Raw genomic sequence first — 21,204 nt, forward strand, 5'->3', positions numbered from 1 at the left:
TGATTGTTCTACCACTTTAAAAAATAAATCATGAAAAAAATAGTAATTGCGTTCCTTTTAATAACTACAACCCTTGTTTTTGGACAAGATAGAAATGCCGCGAAATTAATCGAAATTCCAGAATCTTATGCCAATCGAGTTGGAGAACCTTTTATGGTACAAAAGGATAGTATGTATGTCTTTAGAACATCTGATGTTTATTTGGTGAACAAAAAATCTTTTTTAGCTATTAAAAATGTATACCAAAGTACAATTGACCAAAATAAAATGACCAAAGATCTCATTGAAAAGTATACCGAAACACTTCGGAAAAACATGGATTTAGAACGTAGATTGGAAATTAATTTTACCCAAACCGATAGTTTAGATCAAATAGTGTATGAAAAAACCCAAAAGACACTACAAAATACCCAAAAAGCATTAGATTATACTGTGAAAAGTCTTGAAAGTGCCACCCAAAGTTTAGAACTTGTGGAAAAAACGGCCAAACGCGAAAGAAGGAAAACAGTTTTTGAAAAAGTACTTTTCGGTATAGCAGGATTGGGAGTAGGGGTTTTAGTGGGAATTACGTTGTAACTATTGTGCAAAGAACATTATTGTGTGATTTTGTTCCTAAATGGTTTCTTTTTTCATTAGAAGTACAGAGTATTTTTATGTATTCTGTTACTGATTTAGTAAGTCTTATGAGATAGTTGTTAATATGATAAAATTAAGTTTATAATTGATGTAATTTATAAAAAAAATAATGATGTAATTAAAAATTTTATAAAACGTTTAAAAGAATAGTTTCCTTTTTATGTTTTTTTTACTTTTTATACTAATTCAACTTAAATTTGTAATTAGGCAAGGCAATTATAAAAGTAAACAAACATAAAGATAGCATTTCATGAATTTTTTCCATTTTCTTGTATTCCAATCAGAAAGATATTTAGTCCGAACAAAATTTAGCTGCTATCTTGTTATTATTCTATTTACTTTAAATGGCGTAGCTGCATCAAAATTGCATCAAGAGAAACCTTTAGATAGTTTGCTCATCCAATTAAAAAATCATACCAAAAAGGATACAATACAAATTAATCTTCTTAATGCTATTGGCTATAAATATTGGATTATAGATGCGAATAAATCCATTCATTATGGACAAAAAGCGTTGCAATTATCTGAGCAATTATCTTACAATCATGGGCTTGCAAAGGCTAATCGTATTATAGGTGTTGCCTATTGGTCTCAAGGTTTTCAGAATAAAGCCTTACTCTATTTAAAGCAATCGCATGAGCTTTACAAATCAGATAATGATAAAGAAGGGATTGCCAATACTCGTCTTAATTTGGGGATGGTTTATGCAGATCTTAAAAATTATAAAAAAGCGTTACATTATTATGAGTTAGCTATTGATGAATTTACTGCTTTAGAACTAAAAGGAAGAATTGCGACCACATTTACCAAAATTGGAACCATGTTTATTGAAGAGCATAAAAATGAAGAGGCATTAAAATACTTAACTGATGCTTTGCAAATGCATATTGCAAGTAATTTTACTTATGGTATTGCTGAAGTACATAATAAATTAGGTATTTTGTACCTTAATAAAAATGAAATTGAATTAGCTTCTTACCACATTAAAAAGTCGATGGAATTAGGTAAAGAAGTGAATGATACTCATGGTTTAACAAATAATCTTATCCTTTTTGGAAAAATCTTAAGATGGCGGAATAAGATTGATGAAGCAACTCAATCGGTTGAGAAAGGACTATTATTGGCACAAGAAAATAATTTAAAGCAATTTGAATTATTAGCTTATGAAGAGTTAAAAGAACTGAAGAAACTACAACATAAACCTTATGAAGCTTTAGCTTTTTATGAAAAGTATGAGTTCCTAAAAGATTCGCTTTTTAGGTTAGAAAAATCAAAACAAATTGCCTATATAGAATTTGAGAATGCATTAGAAAAGAAGGATCATGAGTTTTCTAAACTGGAGGCAAAGGAAAAAGCGAGTAAAATTATAAACCTTTTATTAATTATAGGACTTGTAATTTTATCTGTTGCTGGTTATTTCATTTATTCGATGTCGCAACAGCGTTTAGAGAAGAATAGGCAATTAGCTTTAAAAAATCAAGCGTATTTAGAATCGGAACAAGCCCTTACCCAAAAAGAATTGGAGAATTCTGAGTTAAAACGACAAGAATTAAGACAGCAGTTAGATTTCAAGAATAGAGAGCTTACTTCTTACGCTTTAAATTTTATAAAAAAGAATGAAGTGGTACAAGAATTGCAGCTAACCATTAATAAGCTTAAGGAATCGTCGGTTATAAATAAGGATAAATTACTATCCGATTTAAAAAAAATCATAGAAAAGAATTTAAGTATAGATAGAGATTGGGAAGATTTCAGTAGATTTTTTGATGATGTACATCAAGGATTTTATACCAATTTAAAATCACATCATACTTCTTTAACGGTAAATGATCTTAAATTATGCTCATTAATTCGCCTAAATCTTAATACTAAAGAAACTGCCAGTATTTTAGGAATATCTCCCGAAAGCGCAAAAACAGCTCGGTATCGTTTACGTCAAAAACTGGGCTTAGATGCCAAACAAGATATCACTAATTATTTACTTGATCTAGAATCTGAATCGAATAATTGATAAAATTTTTTTAGGTTGAGATAAGGAGTATTTCAACAAAAAATAATGTAAAGCATTATTTTTTTGGTAACCGATAGGATCATTTTTTTTGAGTAAATGTCAACTAAAAATAGCAAACCCTGTAAAATGAATACTTTACAGGGTTTTTTGTGGAGTCGGAGAGAATTGTTATGTTTTTTTTATAATATTGTGTTTATAAGTATTTAATGGTAATTTACCCCAGTATAACTAGAAATGTTATATTTGTTTTTGTTATTAAATTATATCAAAATATAACTATATTGTCAACTGAACTGTCAACTAAATGAAATATACTTTTAATTTAAAAGAGCCTAAATCTGAAAACGAAACATTAATCTTATTTTCAAGTTATTTCAAAAATGAAAACAGAAAGTTTGTTTATTCGACTGGTGAAAAAATAAATCCTAACCATTGGGATTTTGATAATAGAACCCCTTTTACTATTGGTAAGAATAAAGATAAATTCGCTCAAAGCATCAAATTACAATTAAACAGATATTCAGATTTGTTTCTCGAGACTGAAAGCTTATATAAAAGGATTAACGAACCCTTTACTTCAAAAATTATAAAAAAAGTATTTGACGAGGAGTTTAAAAAATCTCCTTCGGGTAAAAATATTTTTTTTGATGCTTACGATGAATTTACTTCTGAAAAAATCAAGATGAAAGTATGGTCGGCATCAACTATTAAAAGATATCAAAATATAAAAAACATCCTAAAGAATTTTGAGAAAGCTAAAAATTATGTGCTTACTTTCAGTAAAATAGATGCTAATTTTCATTCTGAATTTACTTCTTATTGTATGGATGATTTAAATCATATTAATAATACATATGCTAGAAATTTGGGATTATTCAAAACTTTTATGTTTTGGGCAAGAAAGAATAAATATACATATAATGATCAGTTCCAAGAATTCAAGAAAGTTGATAGAGTTATAACTAATCAAATAGCTCTTACAATTGAAGATTTAAATAATTTGATGCAATTTGAATTTGAAAGTAGCAGACTTGAAAAAGTAAGAGATGTTTTTTGTTTTGCTTGCGTTACAGGAATGCGATTTGGTGAGTTATCACTAATTAGTAAAAGTAATATCACTGACGATTTTATTATCTTAAAAGAAGAAAAAGACGAAACAAAAGAAGCGAGAGAAATTCCTTTAACAAGTATCTCAAGGTTTATTCTAAAGAAATATGATTTTAAACTCCCTTTGATAGCTAATCAAAAGCAAAACGAATATATAAAGGAAGTTTTCAAAGTAATGGACTATAATAATGAAGTTCAAAAAATAACAACAAAAGGCAAAGAAAATATAAAACAAGATATGCTTTTTTATGAAAGAATTTCTACACATACAGCTAGGAGAACTTTCATCACTATGATGAAAAGACAAGGAAAAAGTGATAAGTTAATTGCTTCTATAACTGGTCATAGCGATATGAAAACCTTAAATCAATATTATCAAGTTAGTGAGCCTGAAAAGAAAGAAGCAATGGACCAGGTATTTAATGTCGAACTTAAAATGAAAATAGTATAAATTGATGAAATTTTATTCTAAACTGCAAAACAAGTTAATTAGTTTAATAACTTTTAAGAGAGTTGAAAATGAATGGACTTTCATTGTTGGCTGTATTATTCTAGCGATAATATTACTTTTTTCATTCTCATTGTACTTTTATGAAGAAGCTTTCCTGAAAACAAATGGTTTCTTTAGACGTTTATCATTTGGAATAGTTTTAGGATTTTTAATATTAGGTTTTATTTACATTACAGTATTGATAAATACTTTTAAAAGAGCAAATAAGATGTTGCAAAAGACATCAGAAGTAAAAAGAAAAGAGAGTGATATTGTTTTAAAAGAAGATATCTTAAATCAAAATAATTTTATTGAAGAAGGATTATTTGACAAAAAAACGAAAGACTTAATCATAAAAGTTATTGAAGAAATGAATTTATCTGATAGTAATGATTTTATAATTTTATTTTCATTTATTCAGAAATTTATTTTTAAAAATAAAGTAAGTAATTCAAAATTATTGAAAGAAATACCTAATGTTTTTGGAGTTGAAATGCCTACAGCAAGTTATTATAGTCAAATGACAAATAATTTATATATCTGGAAAGATAATAATGCTAAAATAAAAGAGGTTAAGGAAGTTTATAATCTTTCACCTTATTATGAGAGATTTGAAGATATTAAGAATAAATATTATACTTTAAAATAACGAGTTTATATATTATTTACTTTACATAGACTTTATATAAAGTTTTGTAAAGTATAACCGAATATAGATTTGCATTGAAATTTTAAATCAATGCAATTATGGAAAATCCATTTGAAAAGATTACAAAAGAGCTTTCTGATATTAAAGTTCTGGTATATGAAATTCTTCAAAAACCTAAAGAAGATTATTCTAACAAAGTTTATACTTTACAAGAAGCTGCAGGACTACTCAAAGTCGACAAGCAGACAGTTTCTAATCATATTTTAAGAGGAAATTTAAAATCCAAACGTATTGGACGAAGAATCCTTATTCCTCATAATGAACTATTCGATTCTTTAAATGAAGTAAAATCGCTTAAATACAAGCGATAACTCCACTATATCTTAATAACTAATAAAATTTATATTATGAGAAATAATCGAACACAAAGATTAGTTGCTTTAACAATTGTGCTAATTATTATATGTTGTATTGAAATTTGGTTTTTAAATAATAGAAAAGCAATTCCAACATTGTCCCTAATCGGTTCAATTTTTGGAGGCTTTGCAATTGGCTTATATCTATATGGAATCGCAAAAGTACTTACAGAAGATTAGTCAAAAAAAATAAGCGTAAAATCCTCTACAAAGTTATTTACGCTTAATTAATTCTTATTGAAGTGCTAGCAAATATAGCTAGTATTTCCATAATAATCAAATATTTATGGATGAAAACAACGTGTTATATAAGAGTAATAAACCGTCTAATACTATATACGATAAAGCTTTAGAATATATAGATTCAAAATATTCATTACGATTTAATTCAATTGCTTTAGACTATGAAATTACCCTTAGAAATAAAGAAAACTGGAGTACATTAAATCTAAATTCATTATTAATAGAATTAATTAAAACAGGAATTGATATTCCAGTTTCTAAATTAGAAATTTTAATAAAATCAGATTGGATTCGATATTATAACCCAGTCGAAGAGTACTTCAAGAACTTAAAAAAGTGGGATGAAAAAACAGACTTCATTAAGAAGCTCGCTAGTTATGTAAATACTAATGATAATGATGCTTTTTGTTATCATTTAGAAAAGTGGTTTGTAAGAGCTGTACTTTGTGCTTTAGAAAAGGATAAAATCAATAAGCATTGTATCGTTTTAGCTAATGGAGACCAGCATTGTGGTAAATCAACTTACTTACGTTCTTTTATCCCTCCAAAACTATCAGGTTTCATAAGTGAAGATATTGGAATTGATAAGGATTCAAGGATTAAATTATGTACAAATTTAGTTATAAATCTTGATGAATTGAGTTTATTAGGAAAAAGCGATATTAATTCATTGAAAGCTTTTTTTTCTAAAACTACAGTAAATGAACGATTACCTTATGAGAGAAAATCACAGTTGCTAAATAGAATCTGTTCATTTGTTGGTTCTAGTAATCTTACTGATTTTTTAACTGATGAAACTGGAAATGTTCGTTGGATTGTTTTTGATGTTAAAGGTAGAATTGATTTCAATTATTCTAAGGAAATCGATATTGATGATGTTTGGAGTCAAGCTTATTTTCTTGCTTATGAAAAGAAAAATTATAACCCTGAACTTACATTAAAAGATATCGAAGAAAATGAAATTAGAAATGAAAGATATACTTCACTATCAATTGAACAAGAAATGGTGGTTACCTATTATGAAAAATCGGAATTACAATCAGATTTTAGAACCGCTACGGATATTGTAAAAGAGCTTTATCCATTAGGGTTAAAGATGAATAGGGAAAAAATTGGAAGAGCTTTGGCAGGCTTTAAGTTTACTAGATTAAAAAATAGCAAACGGCAAGTTTACGGCTATCTAGCAAAACCTAAATTTAAAGACTCTCCTTTCAATTATAATATAGAAAATTAAAAACATACTTACCTACTTACCTTTTTTTAAAAAAACAGCCTTGCTTTATGTTGTTGTCTATTTAGGTAAGTATATAATTTACTCTTACCTATAGTTACCTATGTTACCTAAAAGAATAGGTAAGTAGGGAGAGTATAGGTAACTCTTTTGAAACTTGCTAACTCCTATTATTGTTGAATTAGGTAAGATGGTAAGTGAAATTCTAAAAAAAAATAAAAATATGAATGCAAAAAAAGCAAAGACAATTCCAATAGAACAAGTGTTATATAGAATGGGAATCAAACCACAAAAAACTAGTGGCGATGATATATGGTATTTAAGTCCATTTACGACGGAGAAAACAGCATCTTTTAAAGTTAATCAAAAAATAAATAAATGGTATTGTCATTCAAGTGGTTTTGGAGGTAATACGCTCGATTTTGTAATAAAGAAATCAGGATGTAGTATTAGTGAAGCTTTAACTTATTTAAAAGATTTTGATATTTTCTTTTCTTTTCAAAAGCAAATTTTTAAAGCTCCTGAAGAAGATGAGGAACATGTTGATCATATTGAAAAAATTAAGCCTATACAGCATATTGCATTAATCCAATATTTAAAAGATAGAGGAATTTTAAAATATGAAAATGAAAATTGCTTGAAGGAAATTCATTATTCGATAAAGGATAAAAAATATTTTGCATTAGGATTTAGAAACGATAGTGGAGGTTTTGAAGTGAGGTCTAAATATGCAAAAATTTGCCTAGGAATAAAAGATATAACTACGGTTTTTAATGGATCAAAAGTACTAAGAGTTTTTGAAGGTTTTTTTGATTATTTGAGTTTTAAACAAATACAAAATTGTAATTCAGATTACATGATTCTTAACTCAATTTCAATGCTTGAAAAGAGTCTACACTTATTATTTAATTATGAAAAAATAGAACTATTTCTTGATAATGATTTGCAAGGAGACAAAGCAACTGAATTATTAAAAAATCAATTTAAAAATGTTATTGATGGTAGGATAAAATATAAAAATCACAAAGATTTAAATGAATTTATTACCGCAAAGTGATATTCACAATCTTAGTAATTTCAAGATGTGTTTTCCGCTAGCGCTACAAACTTATCTTGCTTTTTCTCCCGATGGTCGCAAAAGAAAAGTACTATATCAAAAACAAAAAATCAATGATTCAAAAGAGAACAAAAGTTTTAATGTTTAGAGTCACAAATATTGAAAAGAAAGTAATTGAAAAGAAAGCAAAAAACAGAAAAATGAATACTGCTAGCTTTTGCAGAATGGTAGCCTTGGAACGAAAAAATAAATCTGTTTTTACTGAAGAAGAATTAAAAGCTTTTGAAAATTTACATTACATCAGAAACAGTTTTATAAAGATTAATAATCTTCTAAAAGATAAAGATTCTTTGTTTGCAAATCAGGTTATGAAGACAGTAAATGAAACAGATAAAATTTTGAAAATTTTTAGTGATGGTAGGGAAGGCTAAAAGCATTGCTCATACTTCAAATGCGGTTGATTATGCAAAAGATAAATTGCATGCAGAAGAAATATTAAGACACAATGTAATCGGAAATACTGGATTAGAAATCGAAAATCAGTTTAAAGTTTATCAAAACTTGAATAGCAATACAAAGTTAAATACTATTTCAGTTGTATTGAGTCCAGAACCCGAAGACGGAAGAAAACTAACTAATGATGAGTTTAGAGAGATTACTCAAAATTATTTAGATAAAATGAACTTAAAGGAATATCAGCACATTGCATACGTTCACAAAGATAGAGACCACGCTCACATTCATTTATATGTAAATCGTATTAATGATAAAGGTAAGGCTTATAATGATTCATTTATTGGAAAAAGAACTCAACAAAAAGCACATGAAATTGCTAAAGATAAAGGTTTGATTTCTGCTCGAGAAAAGATGATCCAAAATATCAATAGAGAGAAACTTAATCTTAAAGAACTAAAAAATGAAATTTTTAGAAAGCATCAATCTGTTATGATGCAAAAACCGAAAAGCTTTGATAATTATATAAAACAAATGAATTTACAAGGATTAGAAGTTAAACCAACAATTAATAGGCAAGGACAAATCCAAGGATTTAGAGTTACTGATTTAAGGACGAACAATAACTTTAAAATGAGTGAAGTAAATCGTTCAATGTCAGTAGGCAATTTAATTAAAAACGGGTTGAAAAATGATTTAGATAACCAACTAAATAAAACTTTAAAAACGTCTCAAAACAAGCAAAATTTAGCAATTGACATAAAGAAAACAATTGCTCGAGAATCTAATAATCTTATAAAGAATAAAGATGCTAAAATGATTTTAGGTAAAGAAAAATTAACCAAAAAAGAGTATTTGGATTATAGAAAATTTGAAGAAGATGTAATTCAACCTCATTATGTAGTTGAACATCAAAAATATTGGAACGAAGAGCGACCAAAAGAGATTGATAATGAAAATAACAGGAATATTAATAAAGATAATGAACGATGAGTAAAAATGCGGAAATTATTGCAGAAATAATAAGTGAAGAAGTTGGTAAACTTGAAAAATTGATTACCAAACAAGTAGATTTTGTGAATGATTTTGGTAAAACAATTGAAAAAGCAGAAAATATGTCCATCAAGACCGAAAGATTAGAAGAGGTCATAAACCATTGGAATATGCTATTTGACAAACAGAAAACTCAGATTAAAGATTTACAAAAACAGCAATTCAAAGAGAATAGAATACACAGAATTACAACATATTTACTTCTTATAATTACTATTGTTTTTCAGATAGTATTAATTTTTAAAACCTTATAAAATGGGAGAATTAGGCATCATCTTTAAAATTATAAAGGCTATATTTATTTATGTTTCTGTTTTTGCAGTTGTCGTAATTGAAATACATATAATTGGATTTGGTTTTTCAAGTATATTCATTGATAAATATGAGTTTAAATTAAGAACTATAAAAGAAAATTACATTCCAAATATTTACAATAATTTCTTATACTTCTTTTCAAAACCCTATGAAAAACAAAGCTTATTAGTTAGTCTGTCTATGACGATTTTTATACTAGCAATAATTTACATATCATATTATTTTTCAAAAAGAAAAAAGTTTCCTGGTGTTATTCTTGGAACAATTATAAATAATACCATTATAATAATTCCTTTAGTTTTTATTTTTTCACTACTGCAGAAGAATTTAAAAGATTACAAACAACTTATAGCTATTATTTTTTTAATAGTTCCGCTATTATTTGCATCCTATTTAATAAAATTTAAAAGAAGAAATAAAAAGTCCAAAAAAGAGCAGTTTGAAAAAATTAAAAAGTCCGAAAAAGAAATTACAGAAAATTTTGTGTTTCAAACCAAAAGCGGAACTATTTTATTAGAAAATCCTTATCGCGGTATTTATATTCAGGGTGGAGCAGGTTCAGGTAAGTCTGCAAGTGTGTTTGAGCCAATTATTCAACAAATAGGACAAAAGGGATTCACAGGGATTTTATATGACTTTAAAAGCCCTGAATTAACAGAGAAGATTTACATAAGTTATGAAAACACTTCTGTAAAGGTGGTAAATATCGATTTTAAGCAACCTTTATTTAGTGAAAGGGTAAATCCAATAGATCCAAAATATTTAGTCAAGAGTGCAATCGTATTAGAGTATTCGCAAGTAGTAATAAATAATTTATTGCCTGAAAGTATTAAAAAACCGGATTATTGGTCTAGTAATGCCAAAATGATTTTAGCCGGTGTTATATGGTTTTTAAGAAATGAACATCCGCAATATTGTACGCTTCCACATGCTATTTCTTTAATATTGCATAATTCTGCAGATAGTTTAATTGCTAAAATAAGTCAAGATTATGAAGCTGGTGGAATGGTAGCCAGTTTAAGAGAAAGTATCGAGCGTGGTGCGGAAAGAACTGTTGCAGGAATGTTATCTACGTTACAAAATGCTTTGTCAACTCTAAACTCTCATGACCTTTTTTGGATTCTTTCTAGTAACGATGTTGATTTACATTTAAATAATAAAGAAAATCCAACTTTTTTATGTTTAGGAAACGATAGTACTTTACCAACTACTTATACTCCTGCAATTTCTTTGATAATAACAGTTGCTCTAAGACAGATGAACCAACCAAACCAAGTGAAATCTGTTATACTTTTGGACGAGGCTCCAACAATCTTTATCCCCAATATTGAGCAAATTCCTGCAACAGCTAGAAGTAACAAAATCGCAACTATTTTTGGAGTTCAAGATTATGCACAACTTTCAGATAAATATGGAGAAGAAAAAGCGCAAGTGATAATTTCTAATTTAGGGAATCAATTTTTTGGAAGAATTACTAATGGTAAAACTGCAGAAATGGTACAAAACCTATTTAGTAAAACGGATAAAGTTTTTGTTTCAAAAAGTGAGGGAACTGGGACAAGTGGAAAAGTTATACATTTAGGAAGTAATACTAATCAAGGAACTAGTGAAAATATTCAAGAAAGAAACAGAGTTAAAATTTCGGATTTAGTAAATTTATCCCAAGGCGAATTTTATGGAATAATTGCAGAAGGAACGCCAAGAGAATTTCTTAAAACCCAATTCTTAAGAAATGAAATTAAAGGTACTTATGTAAATCAAAAGCTACCGATAAATAATGATATTATGAAAGAAAATTATATCAGAATAGTTAATGAATGTAAAGAAATAATAGGCTAATGGATGGTTACTTTGTATATAGATTTTTAGATAAGGATAAAAAAGACCTATATATTGGTCTTACAACTAAATTGATAAGGAGAATCGAACATCAACATTTTCTGAAAGCCAATTTGAAAGAATTTAAAAAGGAATGGGTAGCTGATGTGCAGAGTATTGAATATACAATATGTGTTTCTCCTGAGGACATGATTCTTACAGAAAGGTACTTAATTAATGTCCTAAAACCTAGATATAATATTAAGCATAATAAAGGTAATTTATTTTCATTTGAAATTCCTTTAGTTTGGTATCCATATAAAAGTAAAAAAACAAGTTCTACTAATGCAGTAGCTTTAAAAAAGACAAAAATCATTTCCATAATAAATCAAAAAGGAGGTGTTGGGAAGACAACCACCACATTGCATCTAGGATGTTCATTCTCAAACAAAGGGTATAAAACTTTATTAATAGATTTTGATACAAATAGGAATTTAACTATTGGCTGTGGGATTTCAAAAGATTTTGAATATACAGTTAAAGATTTTCTTAGTGGTAATTTAGAAGATTTTGTTTTAACTCAAAAAAATCAAAACCTTTTCATTTTGGCAGGAAGTAGAGAATTAGAAAATAAAAAATATTCTATTTCATGTTTACAAGAAAGATTGAAAAGTTTAAATAGACTAGATTTCGATTTTATATTAATTGATTGTCCATCTAGGGTAATAAGTATGAAAACCGATTTGATCAAAATTGCTTTGAAAACAACAGATTATGTGATATCTCCAATTGAACCCGAAGAATATAGTATTGAAGGGCTAAATCAGTTAATTCCAGTAATTAATTCTATAAAAGTTAAGCATAATAAAAAAATACAATTTTTAGGTTTTTTCTTTAATAAAATTTTTGAGTATAGCCCTAATTTTAAAAGGTTTCATCAATTAGCATTAGAAGAAGCATATCCATATTATTTGAATTCAAATATTAGAAAGGATATTTTATCAATAAAGTCTAAAAAAATAATTAAACATGATTTTAAAATACTGTTTGATAAAATAATTAGTAAGAATATTTTTAATTAAAAATATTTGATTTAATTTTTTGAATGTATCTTTATAAAAGATATAAAAGAATTATTTTATGAAAGTGGATAACATTGAGAATAAAAAGAAAACATTTAGAGAAATAGTAATCGAATCTTCTGTAATAATAAGCTCAATAATATTGTTTTTAGGTTTTTTAAAACAATATTGGTACTACAATAATTTTTCAGTTGAAATACAAAATTATTTATCAATTGAAGAAGTATTAATAATGTTTCTAGGTGAGTTACCATTTGTTCTAAAATTAATCTTCTTTGCAATCTTATATCATATTTTTCTAATTTTATTTGTGATGATAGTTGATTTTATAAAACATAGGTTTGCTGCACTTGAAGATATTAATACATCATTTAATTTGGATAGTTTATTTAAGAACAGAGGAAATTTAATTAGAGCATTAATTCTATCTGTTTTTTTAAGTGTAATTGCTTTAATTTTCTTTATTTATTCACATTCTGAATATGCTGTTATTTATTTAGTTCTTATGTTGTGCCAGACTTTCTATTTAATTTTTGATTTGATTGAAATAAACATTGAACAACAAGTTATTAATTTCATATTGATTGTCTTGAGTTTATTTATAGTGCTTTATTGTAAGAATATAATAGATGTTGAAAAAGTTCTACATAATCCTACTCAAGTAAAATGTTTTTTAAACAATGAAAGTAAACAGTCAATATCTAAACCTAATATCTTAGTAGGTAAAACTAAAGACTTTTTATTTTTTTATAATGAGTCTAAAAGGACAACAAGAATTGTTAAAATAGAGGATGTTGTTGAAATAGAGTATATTAAGTAAAGAGATATAAAATTTACGTTATGATAAATAAATTTTTAGCAGATATTAAAGTCATTAAAAATGCGATTAATACAAAGAGATTGGTAATTTTTGCTGGAGCTGGAATCTCAATTGATGCAGGAGCTCCAAGTTGGTGGAAATTAATTGATGAAATAAAAAACGAATTAGATTTACCTGAAAATGAAAATGATTTCCTTAAAATACCTCAAATATATTATAATGAAAGACAAGAAAAAGAGTATGTAGAAAAAATAAGAACTATTTTAAGGCATAAAAAATTAAAACATAATGAGATTCATGAAGAAATTTTAGAATTAAACCCAGAACATATTTTAACAACAAATTTTGAAGATTTGTTGGAGCAAGTAATTAATAAAAAATCTTTACCTTATTCTGTTGTGAAAGAAGACAAAGACTTACCTTATTCTTACAATACAAAGCTTTTAGTGAAGATTCACGGAGATTTAGATAATAGTAATTTTGTATTAAAAGAAGATGATTATTTAAATTATTCATTTAATCATCCATTGATTGAAGCATTTATTAAATCGATTTTTGCAACCAAGGTAGTATTATTTATAGGTTACAGCTATAATGATAATAATCTAAAACAAATAATACAAAATGTTAGGAATATTTTAGGAAATAATTTTCAAAATGCATACTTATTATCTATAGATAATCATATTCATAGTTCTCAAAAATTATATTTAAAGAATAAAGGTGTAAACGTACTTGATTATTTTGAATCAGAGATAATTACATCTGATGGTAACAAAACCAATTACATCTTAGAATTTTTAAAAGGAAATAATATACTTAAAGAGAAATATTATCAAAAGCCAAAAACATTGAGTGAAAAAGGACAGTTGTTATACAATTTTTTAAGATTTATTAAGTTTTATGATGAATTTAAAATAATTATTAATGAAGAAAATATTATTGATAAAATATATGATTCATTCAACAGATTTTCTGAATTAAAATCACTACCTCAAAATTTTATTGCAAAACTTTATCCGTTTAAGTCAACTAAAAAAAACATACAGCTTGTTCAGGATACAACATTGATATTATATAATAAAGAATTAGTAGATTTTTTTTATAATAGAATAGTAATAGAAGATAATCAAATTAAATATTTATCAAATAAAATTATTTCTGATTATGAAAGAAAGATTATAGAGAAAAAATTGCAAACTATAATAACTAAATTAAACAATAGCTTAATTTTTGAGGTAACAAAAGAAAATTCAAATAGAGATTCATTAGGTTACAAAGGATTTTCTAAAGAATCAAAGGATATTTTACTAATTTATGATAGTAAATGTCAGTGTTCAAAATGTAAATTTAAAAGATTCCAATTCTATGATTCAATTAGAGAAATAAATAGTTATTTAATAAATGAAACAACTGATATAAGTGATGATATTGAAAATGCATACTTAAACTATAAGATTGGTAATTATAGGACTTCATTTAATATGTTTCAAGAGATTGCCTCTAAGGCATGGGAAACAGGTAAATATATAACTTATTATATTGCTAAAAATAACATGAAATCTTTAAATGGTCTAATTAGTATGAATGAAGATGGTGTTAATGAAGAAGAAAATGATAAAATTAAAGAAATAATATCTGACATTGATACAGATAAGTTAATATCCCAGATTCCTTATAAGAGTAATGAAGAATATGAACTATTGAAGATTATTAGAGATGATTCAATTTTAAATCAAGTTCAAAATCATATTGATGATCTATTTGAAAAAATTGAATATATATATTTAAATTACAAAGATAAGCGTAAAAACACATCTGTATTTGGTTCTTATTATCCTCAATTAGTATATATCCAATTACATAAACTACTTAATTTTTATACAGCAAATAACATTATAAGTGATGAATATTCTAACTTTAAAAAAGTTATTAAAAAAGGTATTGAGGCATTAGTAATGAGTTATTCAACAAGTAATGAGTATCAAGGTCGGTTAGATAAATTTACAACTGAATTTTTTAGAATTTGTGTTAGTTATGGGGATTTAAAATTCTTAATTAAGATATTTGAAAAATATGATGTTAAAAAATTAGAATTTGACGAAAAGGATATAGATACTATTTTAGATAATTATGAAAATTTTTTCAATTCTTTCTCAACTAATATCAAACTTTTTGATAACTCCCATATAAATATATTAAATCAGTTAAATAAGGATTCATTTGAAATGAAAATGAAAACCACATTTAATAATATGATCTTTTTATTATCAAGTATTGAAATACCTAAAAGAAGAGTTGATAATTTTATAAATAATCTATTAACTTTTTTAGAGAATGAAGATTTTATTTATGGAGATGGGGTTAAATATTTAAATTACTTTATTGAAGATAATCCATCTTTCTTTAATAAAGAAAACTGTATGAAATTATTAAAATTATCACATAACCATATTAGAAAATATGAAATGTATAATACTATAGAAACAATATCAGATATTGTTAATATTAATAATATCATTTTATTAGAAGATATTGATTATGTTTTAAAACTTAAATCTGATTTTCTATATTACAATCCAAGATATGATTTAATTGTGATGCTTTGGAGGATGTCAAATTTGGAAATTAAAGAAAAATTACAAACTTTACTTATTGAGAAATTAAACAATAATTTTAATGATGAGATTTATAGAGTTGCAAGTGAAGTCAAAATGATAGATTACAATCTTTTCTTTGATGATTATATAATTTTTTTAAATAAAGTTCAACAAATTAATAATGATTACACTTATGAATATAATAAAGTAAAATGGAATAATTATAATAATTATTTTGCAATATTATTTTTATATCAGATGAAAATCAAATCATCGGATGTAAGACTAAAAAAATTGCAAAACCTGAAAGATTATATGAATTTCTTTGTCTATAGGGAAAAATCAGACTTATCACTTTTTAAAGTAGAGTGGTTAAAATTGATAAAATATGAATTAATTTATGATGAATTAAAAAAGATAAAACCCCTTCATATAATTATAGAACAAAGTTTAAAGGATAATTATGATGAAGAAATATCTAAAATATATTTTAAATATCTTAAATAGCATCAACTAAACTGTCAACTAAAAATAAAAAACCCTGTAAAATAAATACTTTACAGGGTTTTTTGTGGAGTCGGAGAGAATCGAACTCTCGTCCAAACAAGCAATCGAAGAGCTTTCTACATGCTTAGTTTCTGCTTAAATTTTCGACAAAAAGCAAGGCCAAAAACAACCACTTTTTGCTTAGCTTTATCAGTGTCAGAAAGGATTTAAAGCTTTACCTTTCCTAGGTTTACTTTTACGGTCCACCTAAATCAAACTCCATAAACCAAGGATGTTGAGGTGAATCTAGCTTTCCAACCTTGTTGGAACTAGGCAAATCGTACTAAACTTCGGATTAAGCAGCTAAAGCGTAATTATTTTCGCCGTTTATAAGGTTGTACGATTATTATTTACGAGCCAAAAGTACAATGCTCGGCATGCTTACTTTTCAATTCCACTCGCTGTCAAAACCAGTCGACCCCAAATGAAATTATAATTTAGAAATATAAAATGTATTTTACCCATTTTATTTCATCCCGTTTATTAGGACTTCTAAAAGTGTGCCAAAATTACATTATTTTTTCGATTAAAAAAAAGTTGTTTTTAGAAATCTATAAAGTTATATTTGTAACATTGTTGATTAAAACTTAATGTAAAAATAACAAATGAAATTCGGAATAATAAAGGAACGTAAAAATCCACCTGATAGACGTGTGGTTTTTTCACCAGATGAATTAGTTAATTTTAAAAATCAATTTCCTGAAGCAATAATAAAAATAGAATCTTCAGATATTCGAATTTTTCCTGATAATTTATACCAAGAAAAAGACTTTGAAGTGACAGAGGATGTATCTGATTGTGATGTTTTATTTGGAGTTAAAGAAGTACCTATTAATAGTTTAATTCCTAATAAAGATTATTTTTTCTTTTCCCATACAATTAAGAAACAGCCTTATAATAGAAAATTACTTAAAGCTATTTTAGATAAAAATATTACATTGTATGATCATGAAACAATTGTAGATGAGAAAAACGCACGCCTTATTGGTTTTGGAAGATATGCAGGAATTGTAGGAGCTTATAATGGGATTAGGGCTTTCGGAATTAAATTCGATTTATTTAATTTGGCTAAAGCTGAAACCTTACCGGATCAAAAAGCATTAATTCAACGCTTAAGAAAACATCCTTTGCCATACATTAAAATAGTGTTAACAGGTAGCGGAAAAGTTGCACATGGAGCCAAAGAAATGTTAGATGCCATGAAGATAAAACAGGTTTCGGTTGAAAACTATCTTACCAAAAAATATACAGAACCAGTTTATACAATGATAGACGTTTTGGATTATAATAAAAGAAAAGATGGACAAACCTTGGATAAGTATGATTTTTATAATAATCCAACAGAATATGAGTCTGATTTTGAAAAATTTGCTGATGTCTCTGATATGTTTATCGCAGGCCATTTTCATGGGAATAATGCACCAGTTATTTTATCTAAAGAAATGTTGCAATCGCATAAATGTAGTATAAAAGTTGTAGCCGATATTTCTTGTGATATTGATGGACCAGTGGCTTGTACTTTACGACCAAGTACTATTGCCGATCCCGTTTATGGTTATTTAGCAAAAGAACACAAAGAAGTACCTTTAAGTCATCCAGCAGCTATTTGGGTAATGGCCGTTGACAATCTTCCTTGTGAATTACCTAAAGACGCCAGTGAAGGTTTTGGTGAAATGTTTTTAAAACATGTCATTCCCTCTTTTTATAATAACGATGCAAACGGTGTTTTGGCTAGAGCCAAAGTTACCGAAAAAGGTAAATTAACACCTCGTTTTGCTTATCTTCAAGATTTTGTAGATGATAAAGAATAAATATCATAAAAAAATATAAGAAAAAACCCTAAAGTAATTTAGGGTTTTTTTCATTTAAAAGAACTTGTATTATATTTGATTAGAAAATTATCAAATGAGAAATACTAATTTGCTTATCTTTTTTATGCTGATTTATTCATTCACATGTAGAAGTCAGGAAACATTACCTTTTGTAGAAAATTATTCAAAGCAAGATTATGCTGGAGACAATCAAATTTGGAGTTTAACACAAGGAGAAGATAATGCGATGTATTATGCGAATAATAGTTTTTTACTCCGTTTTGATGGTGTAAAATGGGAAAAATATACCTTGCCCAATAAATCAATTATTCGATCGGTTTTTTCATTTGGAAAAAGGATATTTACAGGTTCATATAATGAATTTGGATATTGGGAAAGAATTCAAGGAAAAATGGAGTATACGTCTCTTTCTGAACCCAATAATTTTTTTGAGAACAATTCAAAAAGTGAAGAAGTCTGGAAAATTTTTGAAGTTGATTCAAAAATATATTTTCAAACGTTTAACGAATTGTTTATTTATGATCAAAAAAATATTCAAAATATATCTTTTCCTGCTCAAATTTCCTATTGTTTTGTTGTAGATAACCAAATTTATGCAGCTACAGTTAGAAAAGGAATTTATCAGTTTGATGGTACTCATTTTCATAAAGATAACACCTATAATTTAATTGAAAATAATATTATCTATGGTATTGAAAAAAATAATACGGATTATTATGTTTTTACTCAAAAGAGTGGTGTTTTTATAAAAGAAAAGGGCAAGGATTTAGCGATTTGGAAGCACGAAATTAATGAAAAATTAAAGACACAAATTATAATTTCAGCTACTGTTTTTGAAAATAGAATGCTTATTGGAACGGCTTTTAATGGGTTGTATGTTATTGATTTAAAAGAAAAGAACTATTATAATATTAATCGGTCAAATTCACTACGTAATAATTCGGTATTGAGTATTTTTATTGACAAAGAGAAAAATTATTGGTTAGGTCTTGATAATGGTATTTCGCATGTTGTTCAAAATTCTCCATATCAAATTTTTTTGGATAATACGGGGCAATTAGGAACGGTATACAGCATTGCTAAATTTAATTCAGGATATTTATTAGGAACAAATCACGGTGTTTTTAAAGCAGTTGATAATCAATTAGCATTAATTCCAAATTCTCAAGGTCAGGTTTGGAATATAACTTCTTTAAAAAACGAATATATTATTGGACATAATGAAGGTACTTTTCACTATTCGAAGTCTGGAGAATATTCAAAAATTAATGAGTTAGTAGGAGGATGGAAATTAAAGCCAGATAATTTTTCAAATGGCTATATTCAATCCAATTATATTGGTTTATATAAAATAGAAGGCACAAACTTTTCACATTCTCAAAAGTTAAATGAGAAGATGAAGCCAATTAAAGATTTTATTCAATTAACAGCTTCTATTATTCTTTTTACAGATGGCTACAGAGGTTTATATAAATTAGAGTTAGAAAATAACTCCTTCAAAAGGATAACTAATCTAACAGAAAAAAATGGGATTAAGAACGATTATGGTGTTACTTTATTTGAATATAAAGGAACAGAATTGTTTTACATAAATGATACTTGGTACTTTTTAGATAAAGTAAATGATAAATTAGTGCCACATCATATATTTAATACTAATTTTAAAAATATACAAGAAATTATTCCTATTAATGATAATTCATTTATGGTTAACAAAGAGGGTACATTATATATTATTAATCAATATAAAGACACTTTTAGTTGGATGCCAGTTCCAGTTCAATATTATAAAGGAAAATTGATAAACAATGAAACTAAAGTTTTTCAAATTGATGGAAAATATTTGGTTAACATGGATGATGGTTTTCTTCAGATAGATTCTTTGAATTATAATTATCAAAAGCAAAATAGTATAATTGAAGCTTATGATTCTCAAAATAAACTTATTCTAAATGAAGAATCAATACCTTATAAAGAACCTTTATCTCTATATGTTATTTCTGAATTTTTTGGAAGTAAAAAAGCCGTTCTTTACTATAGTATAGATGATGAAGAAATGTTGCCAGTTGGCAAAGGAATTATCGAATTGAAAAATTTATCAAGTGGGAATCATATAGTTAAAATTTTTACTGTAGACAAAGGAGTATATTCAGAAATGAAACGATTAAATTTTTCAGTTTTAGACCCATGGTATTTATCTATTTGGATGAAATTAGTCTATATATTATTTATAGTTTTTGCTTTGTTCTTGTACTATGCCTGGAATAAAATGAAATATAAACAGAAGATAAAATTAAAAGAAGAAGAGTTACGTCATAAAAATGAAATTATTAAGCTAGAAATTCAAGCAGAAAATAAATTAAAAATACAAGAATATGAAAAACATATTCTAGAAAACCAAGTAAAGAGTAAAGCGAATGAACTAGCAGGAAAATCTCTTTCCATAGTAAAACAAACGGAATTAATCGATAGTATTCAAAAAATATTAGACTCTGAAACTTCTTCGGGTACTTTAAAGTCCAAAATTAATAAGGCTATAAAAATTAATAGTATTAATAAAAATGAATGGAAGTCATTTGAAGATAATCTATTAAAAAGTAATGAAGATTTTGTGAAGAAAATAGCACATGAATATCAAAACCTTACTTCAAAAGACATAAAATTATGCATTTATCTAAAGATGAATTTATCTTCCAAAGAGATTGCTCCATTAATGAATATAGGTTATAGAGGAGTAGAATTACATAGGTATAGATTGCGTAAAAAGTTAGGTTTAGATTCTTCAATAAACTTAAATGTGTTTATGAATAACATATTATAAAGTATTTTTTTTTACGAATAGTGT

At 26.4% G+C, this 21,204-nt stretch carries 17 protein-coding genes and 1 other RNA gene; 17 read left to right on the forward strand and 1 reads right to left on the reverse strand.

Annotated elements, in window-relative coordinates; translation table 11 throughout:
- Positions 1-30: 30 nt before the first annotated feature.
- The 15 genes from CX675_RS06725 (at position 31) to CX675_RS06795 (ending at position 16,488) form a co-directional block, all read left to right on the forward strand.
- Entirely contained in the window at positions 31-576 is a 546-nt protein-coding gene (locus CX675_RS06725; protein WP_130734460.1) for a hypothetical protein, read from the forward strand.
- Between the two features lie 310 nt (positions 577-886).
- Positions 887-2,647, forward strand: a complete 1,761-nt coding sequence (locus CX675_RS06730) for a tetratricopeptide repeat protein (protein ID WP_130734461.1) — start codon at positions 887-889, stop codon at positions 2,645-2,647.
- A gap of 304 nt (positions 2,648-2,951) precedes the next feature.
- Positions 2,952-4,205, forward strand: a complete 1,254-nt coding sequence (locus CX675_RS06735; RefSeq protein ID WP_130734462.1) for a tyrosine-type recombinase/integrase — start codon at positions 2,952-2,954, stop codon at positions 4,203-4,205.
- Positions 4,206-4,209: 4 nt separating this feature from the next.
- A complete protein-coding gene (locus tag CX675_RS06740) occupies positions 4,210-4,893 on the forward strand; it encodes a hypothetical protein (RefSeq protein ID WP_165395991.1) in 684 nt (227 codons plus the stop codon).
- A 98-nt stretch (positions 4,894-4,991) separates the two neighbouring features.
- Positions 4,992-5,264: a helix-turn-helix domain-containing protein gene (locus CX675_RS06745; RefSeq protein ID WP_130734464.1), complete on the forward strand. Its 273-nt coding sequence runs from the start codon at positions 4,992-4,994 to the stop codon at positions 5,262-5,264.
- Positions 5,265-5,300: 36 nt separating this feature from the next.
- The gene (locus tag CX675_RS06750) at positions 5,301-5,489 is read left to right on the forward strand and encodes a hypothetical protein (RefSeq protein WP_130734465.1); all 189 of its coding nucleotides are present in this window, start codon (positions 5,301-5,303) and stop codon (positions 5,487-5,489) included.
- A gap of 106 nt (positions 5,490-5,595) precedes the next feature.
- Positions 5,596-6,786 carry a VapE domain-containing protein gene (locus CX675_RS06755; RefSeq protein WP_130734466.1) on the forward strand — a complete coding sequence of 397 codons (1,191 nt, stop codon included), beginning with the start codon at positions 5,596-5,598 and terminating at the stop codon, positions 6,784-6,786.
- Positions 6,787-7,006: 220 nt separating this feature from the next.
- On the forward strand, positions 7,007-7,840 hold the full coding sequence (locus tag CX675_RS06760; protein WP_130734467.1) for a toprim domain-containing protein: 834 nt from the start codon (positions 7,007-7,009) through the stop codon (positions 7,838-7,840).
- A 113-nt stretch (positions 7,841-7,953) separates the two neighbouring features.
- Positions 7,954-8,271, forward strand: a complete 318-nt coding sequence (locus CX675_RS06765) for a hypothetical protein (protein ID WP_130734468.1) — start codon at positions 7,954-7,956, stop codon at positions 8,269-8,271.
- The gene (locus tag CX675_RS06770; RefSeq protein ID WP_130734469.1) at positions 8,255-9,286 is read left to right on the forward strand and encodes a relaxase/mobilization nuclease domain-containing protein; all 1,032 of its coding nucleotides are present in this window, start codon (positions 8,255-8,257) and stop codon (positions 9,284-9,286) included. Before CX675_RS06765 ends, CX675_RS06770 begins: the two co-directional genes overlap by 17 nt.
- Positions 9,283-9,600: a hypothetical protein gene (locus CX675_RS06775; RefSeq protein WP_165395992.1), complete on the forward strand. Its 318-nt coding sequence runs from the start codon at positions 9,283-9,285 to the stop codon at positions 9,598-9,600. Before CX675_RS06770 ends, CX675_RS06775 begins: the two co-directional genes overlap by 4 nt.
- Position 9,601: 1 nt before the next feature.
- Positions 9,602-11,500 (forward strand): type IV secretory system conjugative DNA transfer family protein, encoded by a 1,899-nt coding sequence (locus CX675_RS06780; RefSeq protein ID WP_130734470.1) that lies wholly within the window; start codon positions 9,602-9,604, stop codon positions 11,498-11,500.
- On the forward strand, positions 11,500-12,561 hold the full coding sequence (locus CX675_RS06785; protein WP_130734471.1) for an AAA family ATPase: 1,062 nt from the start codon (positions 11,500-11,502) through the stop codon (positions 12,559-12,561). The genes CX675_RS06780 and CX675_RS06785 overlap by 1 nt, the downstream gene beginning before the upstream one ends.
- A 58-nt stretch (positions 12,562-12,619) precedes the next feature.
- On the forward strand, positions 12,620-13,381 hold the full coding sequence (locus CX675_RS06790; protein WP_130734472.1) for a hypothetical protein: 762 nt from the start codon (positions 12,620-12,622) through the stop codon (positions 13,379-13,381).
- A 20-nt stretch (positions 13,382-13,401) separates the two neighbouring features.
- Positions 13,402-16,488, forward strand: coding sequence for an SIR2 family protein (locus tag CX675_RS06795; RefSeq protein ID WP_130734473.1), 3,087 nt, complete (start codon positions 13,402-13,404; stop codon positions 16,486-16,488).
- A 62-nt stretch (positions 16,489-16,550) separates the two neighbouring features.
- On the opposite strand, the gene ssrA is transcribed toward CX675_RS06795, so the two are convergent.
- Positions 16,551-16,949: a transfer-messenger RNA gene (ssrA, locus tag CX675_RS06800) on the reverse strand.
- 183 nt (positions 16,950-17,132) lie between these two features.
- Here ssrA and CX675_RS06805 point away from each other — a divergent pair.
- Entirely contained in the window at positions 17,133-18,338 is a 1,206-nt protein-coding gene (locus tag CX675_RS06805; protein WP_130734474.1) for an NAD(P)-dependent oxidoreductase, read from the forward strand.
- 94 nt (positions 18,339-18,432) lie between these two features.
- A complete protein-coding gene (locus CX675_RS06810; protein ID WP_130734475.1) occupies positions 18,433-21,180 on the forward strand; it encodes a histidine kinase in 2,748 nt (915 codons plus the stop codon).
- Positions 21,181-21,204: the final 24 nt, after the last annotated feature.

Source organism: Flavobacterium sp. J27 (assembly GCF_004303025.1).
Taxonomy (GTDB): Bacteria; Bacteroidota; Bacteroidia; order Flavobacteriales; family Flavobacteriaceae; genus Flavobacterium.

Bases quoted from the DNA above. Each gene is read 5' to 3' on its own strand.
- CX675_RS06725 (WP_130734460.1), top strand. From the start codon at position 31: ATGAAAAAAATAGTAATTGCGTTCCTTTTAATAACTACAACCCTTGTT.
- CX675_RS06730 (WP_130734461.1), top strand. From the start codon at position 887: ATGAATTTTTTCCATTTTCTTGTATTCCAATCAGAAAGATATTTAGTC.
- CX675_RS06735 (WP_130734462.1), top strand. From the start codon at position 2,952: ATGAAATATACTTTTAATTTAAAAGAGCCTAAATCTGAAAACGAAACA.
- CX675_RS06740 (WP_165395991.1), top strand. From the start codon at position 4,210: ATGAAATTTTATTCTAAACTGCAAAACAAGTTAATTAGTTTAATAACT.
- CX675_RS06745 (WP_130734464.1), top strand. From the start codon at position 4,992: ATGGAAAATCCATTTGAAAAGATTACAAAAGAGCTTTCTGATATTAAA.
- CX675_RS06750 (WP_130734465.1), top strand. From the start codon at position 5,301: ATGAGAAATAATCGAACACAAAGATTAGTTGCTTTAACAATTGTGCTA.
- CX675_RS06755 (WP_130734466.1), top strand. From the start codon at position 5,596: ATGGATGAAAACAACGTGTTATATAAGAGTAATAAACCGTCTAATACT.
- CX675_RS06760 (WP_130734467.1), top strand. From the start codon at position 7,007: ATGAATGCAAAAAAAGCAAAGACAATTCCAATAGAACAAGTGTTATAT.
- CX675_RS06765 (WP_130734468.1), top strand. From the start codon at position 7,954: ATGATTCAAAAGAGAACAAAAGTTTTAATGTTTAGAGTCACAAATATT.
- CX675_RS06770 (WP_130734469.1), top strand. From the start codon at position 8,255: ATGGTAGGGAAGGCTAAAAGCATTGCTCATACTTCAAATGCGGTTGAT.
- CX675_RS06775 (WP_165395992.1), top strand. From the start codon at position 9,283: ATGAGTAAAAATGCGGAAATTATTGCAGAAATAATAAGTGAAGAAGTT.
- CX675_RS06780 (WP_130734470.1), top strand. From the start codon at position 9,602: ATGGGAGAATTAGGCATCATCTTTAAAATTATAAAGGCTATATTTATT.
- CX675_RS06785 (WP_130734471.1), top strand. From the start codon at position 11,500: ATGGATGGTTACTTTGTATATAGATTTTTAGATAAGGATAAAAAAGAC.
- CX675_RS06790 (WP_130734472.1), top strand. From the start codon at position 12,620: ATGAAAGTGGATAACATTGAGAATAAAAAGAAAACATTTAGAGAAATA.
- CX675_RS06795 (WP_130734473.1), top strand. From the start codon at position 13,402: ATGATAAATAAATTTTTAGCAGATATTAAAGTCATTAAAAATGCGATT.
- CX675_RS06805 (WP_130734474.1), top strand. From the start codon at position 17,133: ATGAAATTCGGAATAATAAAGGAACGTAAAAATCCACCTGATAGACGT.
- CX675_RS06810 (WP_130734475.1), top strand. From the start codon at position 18,433: ATGAGAAATACTAATTTGCTTATCTTTTTTATGCTGATTTATTCATTC.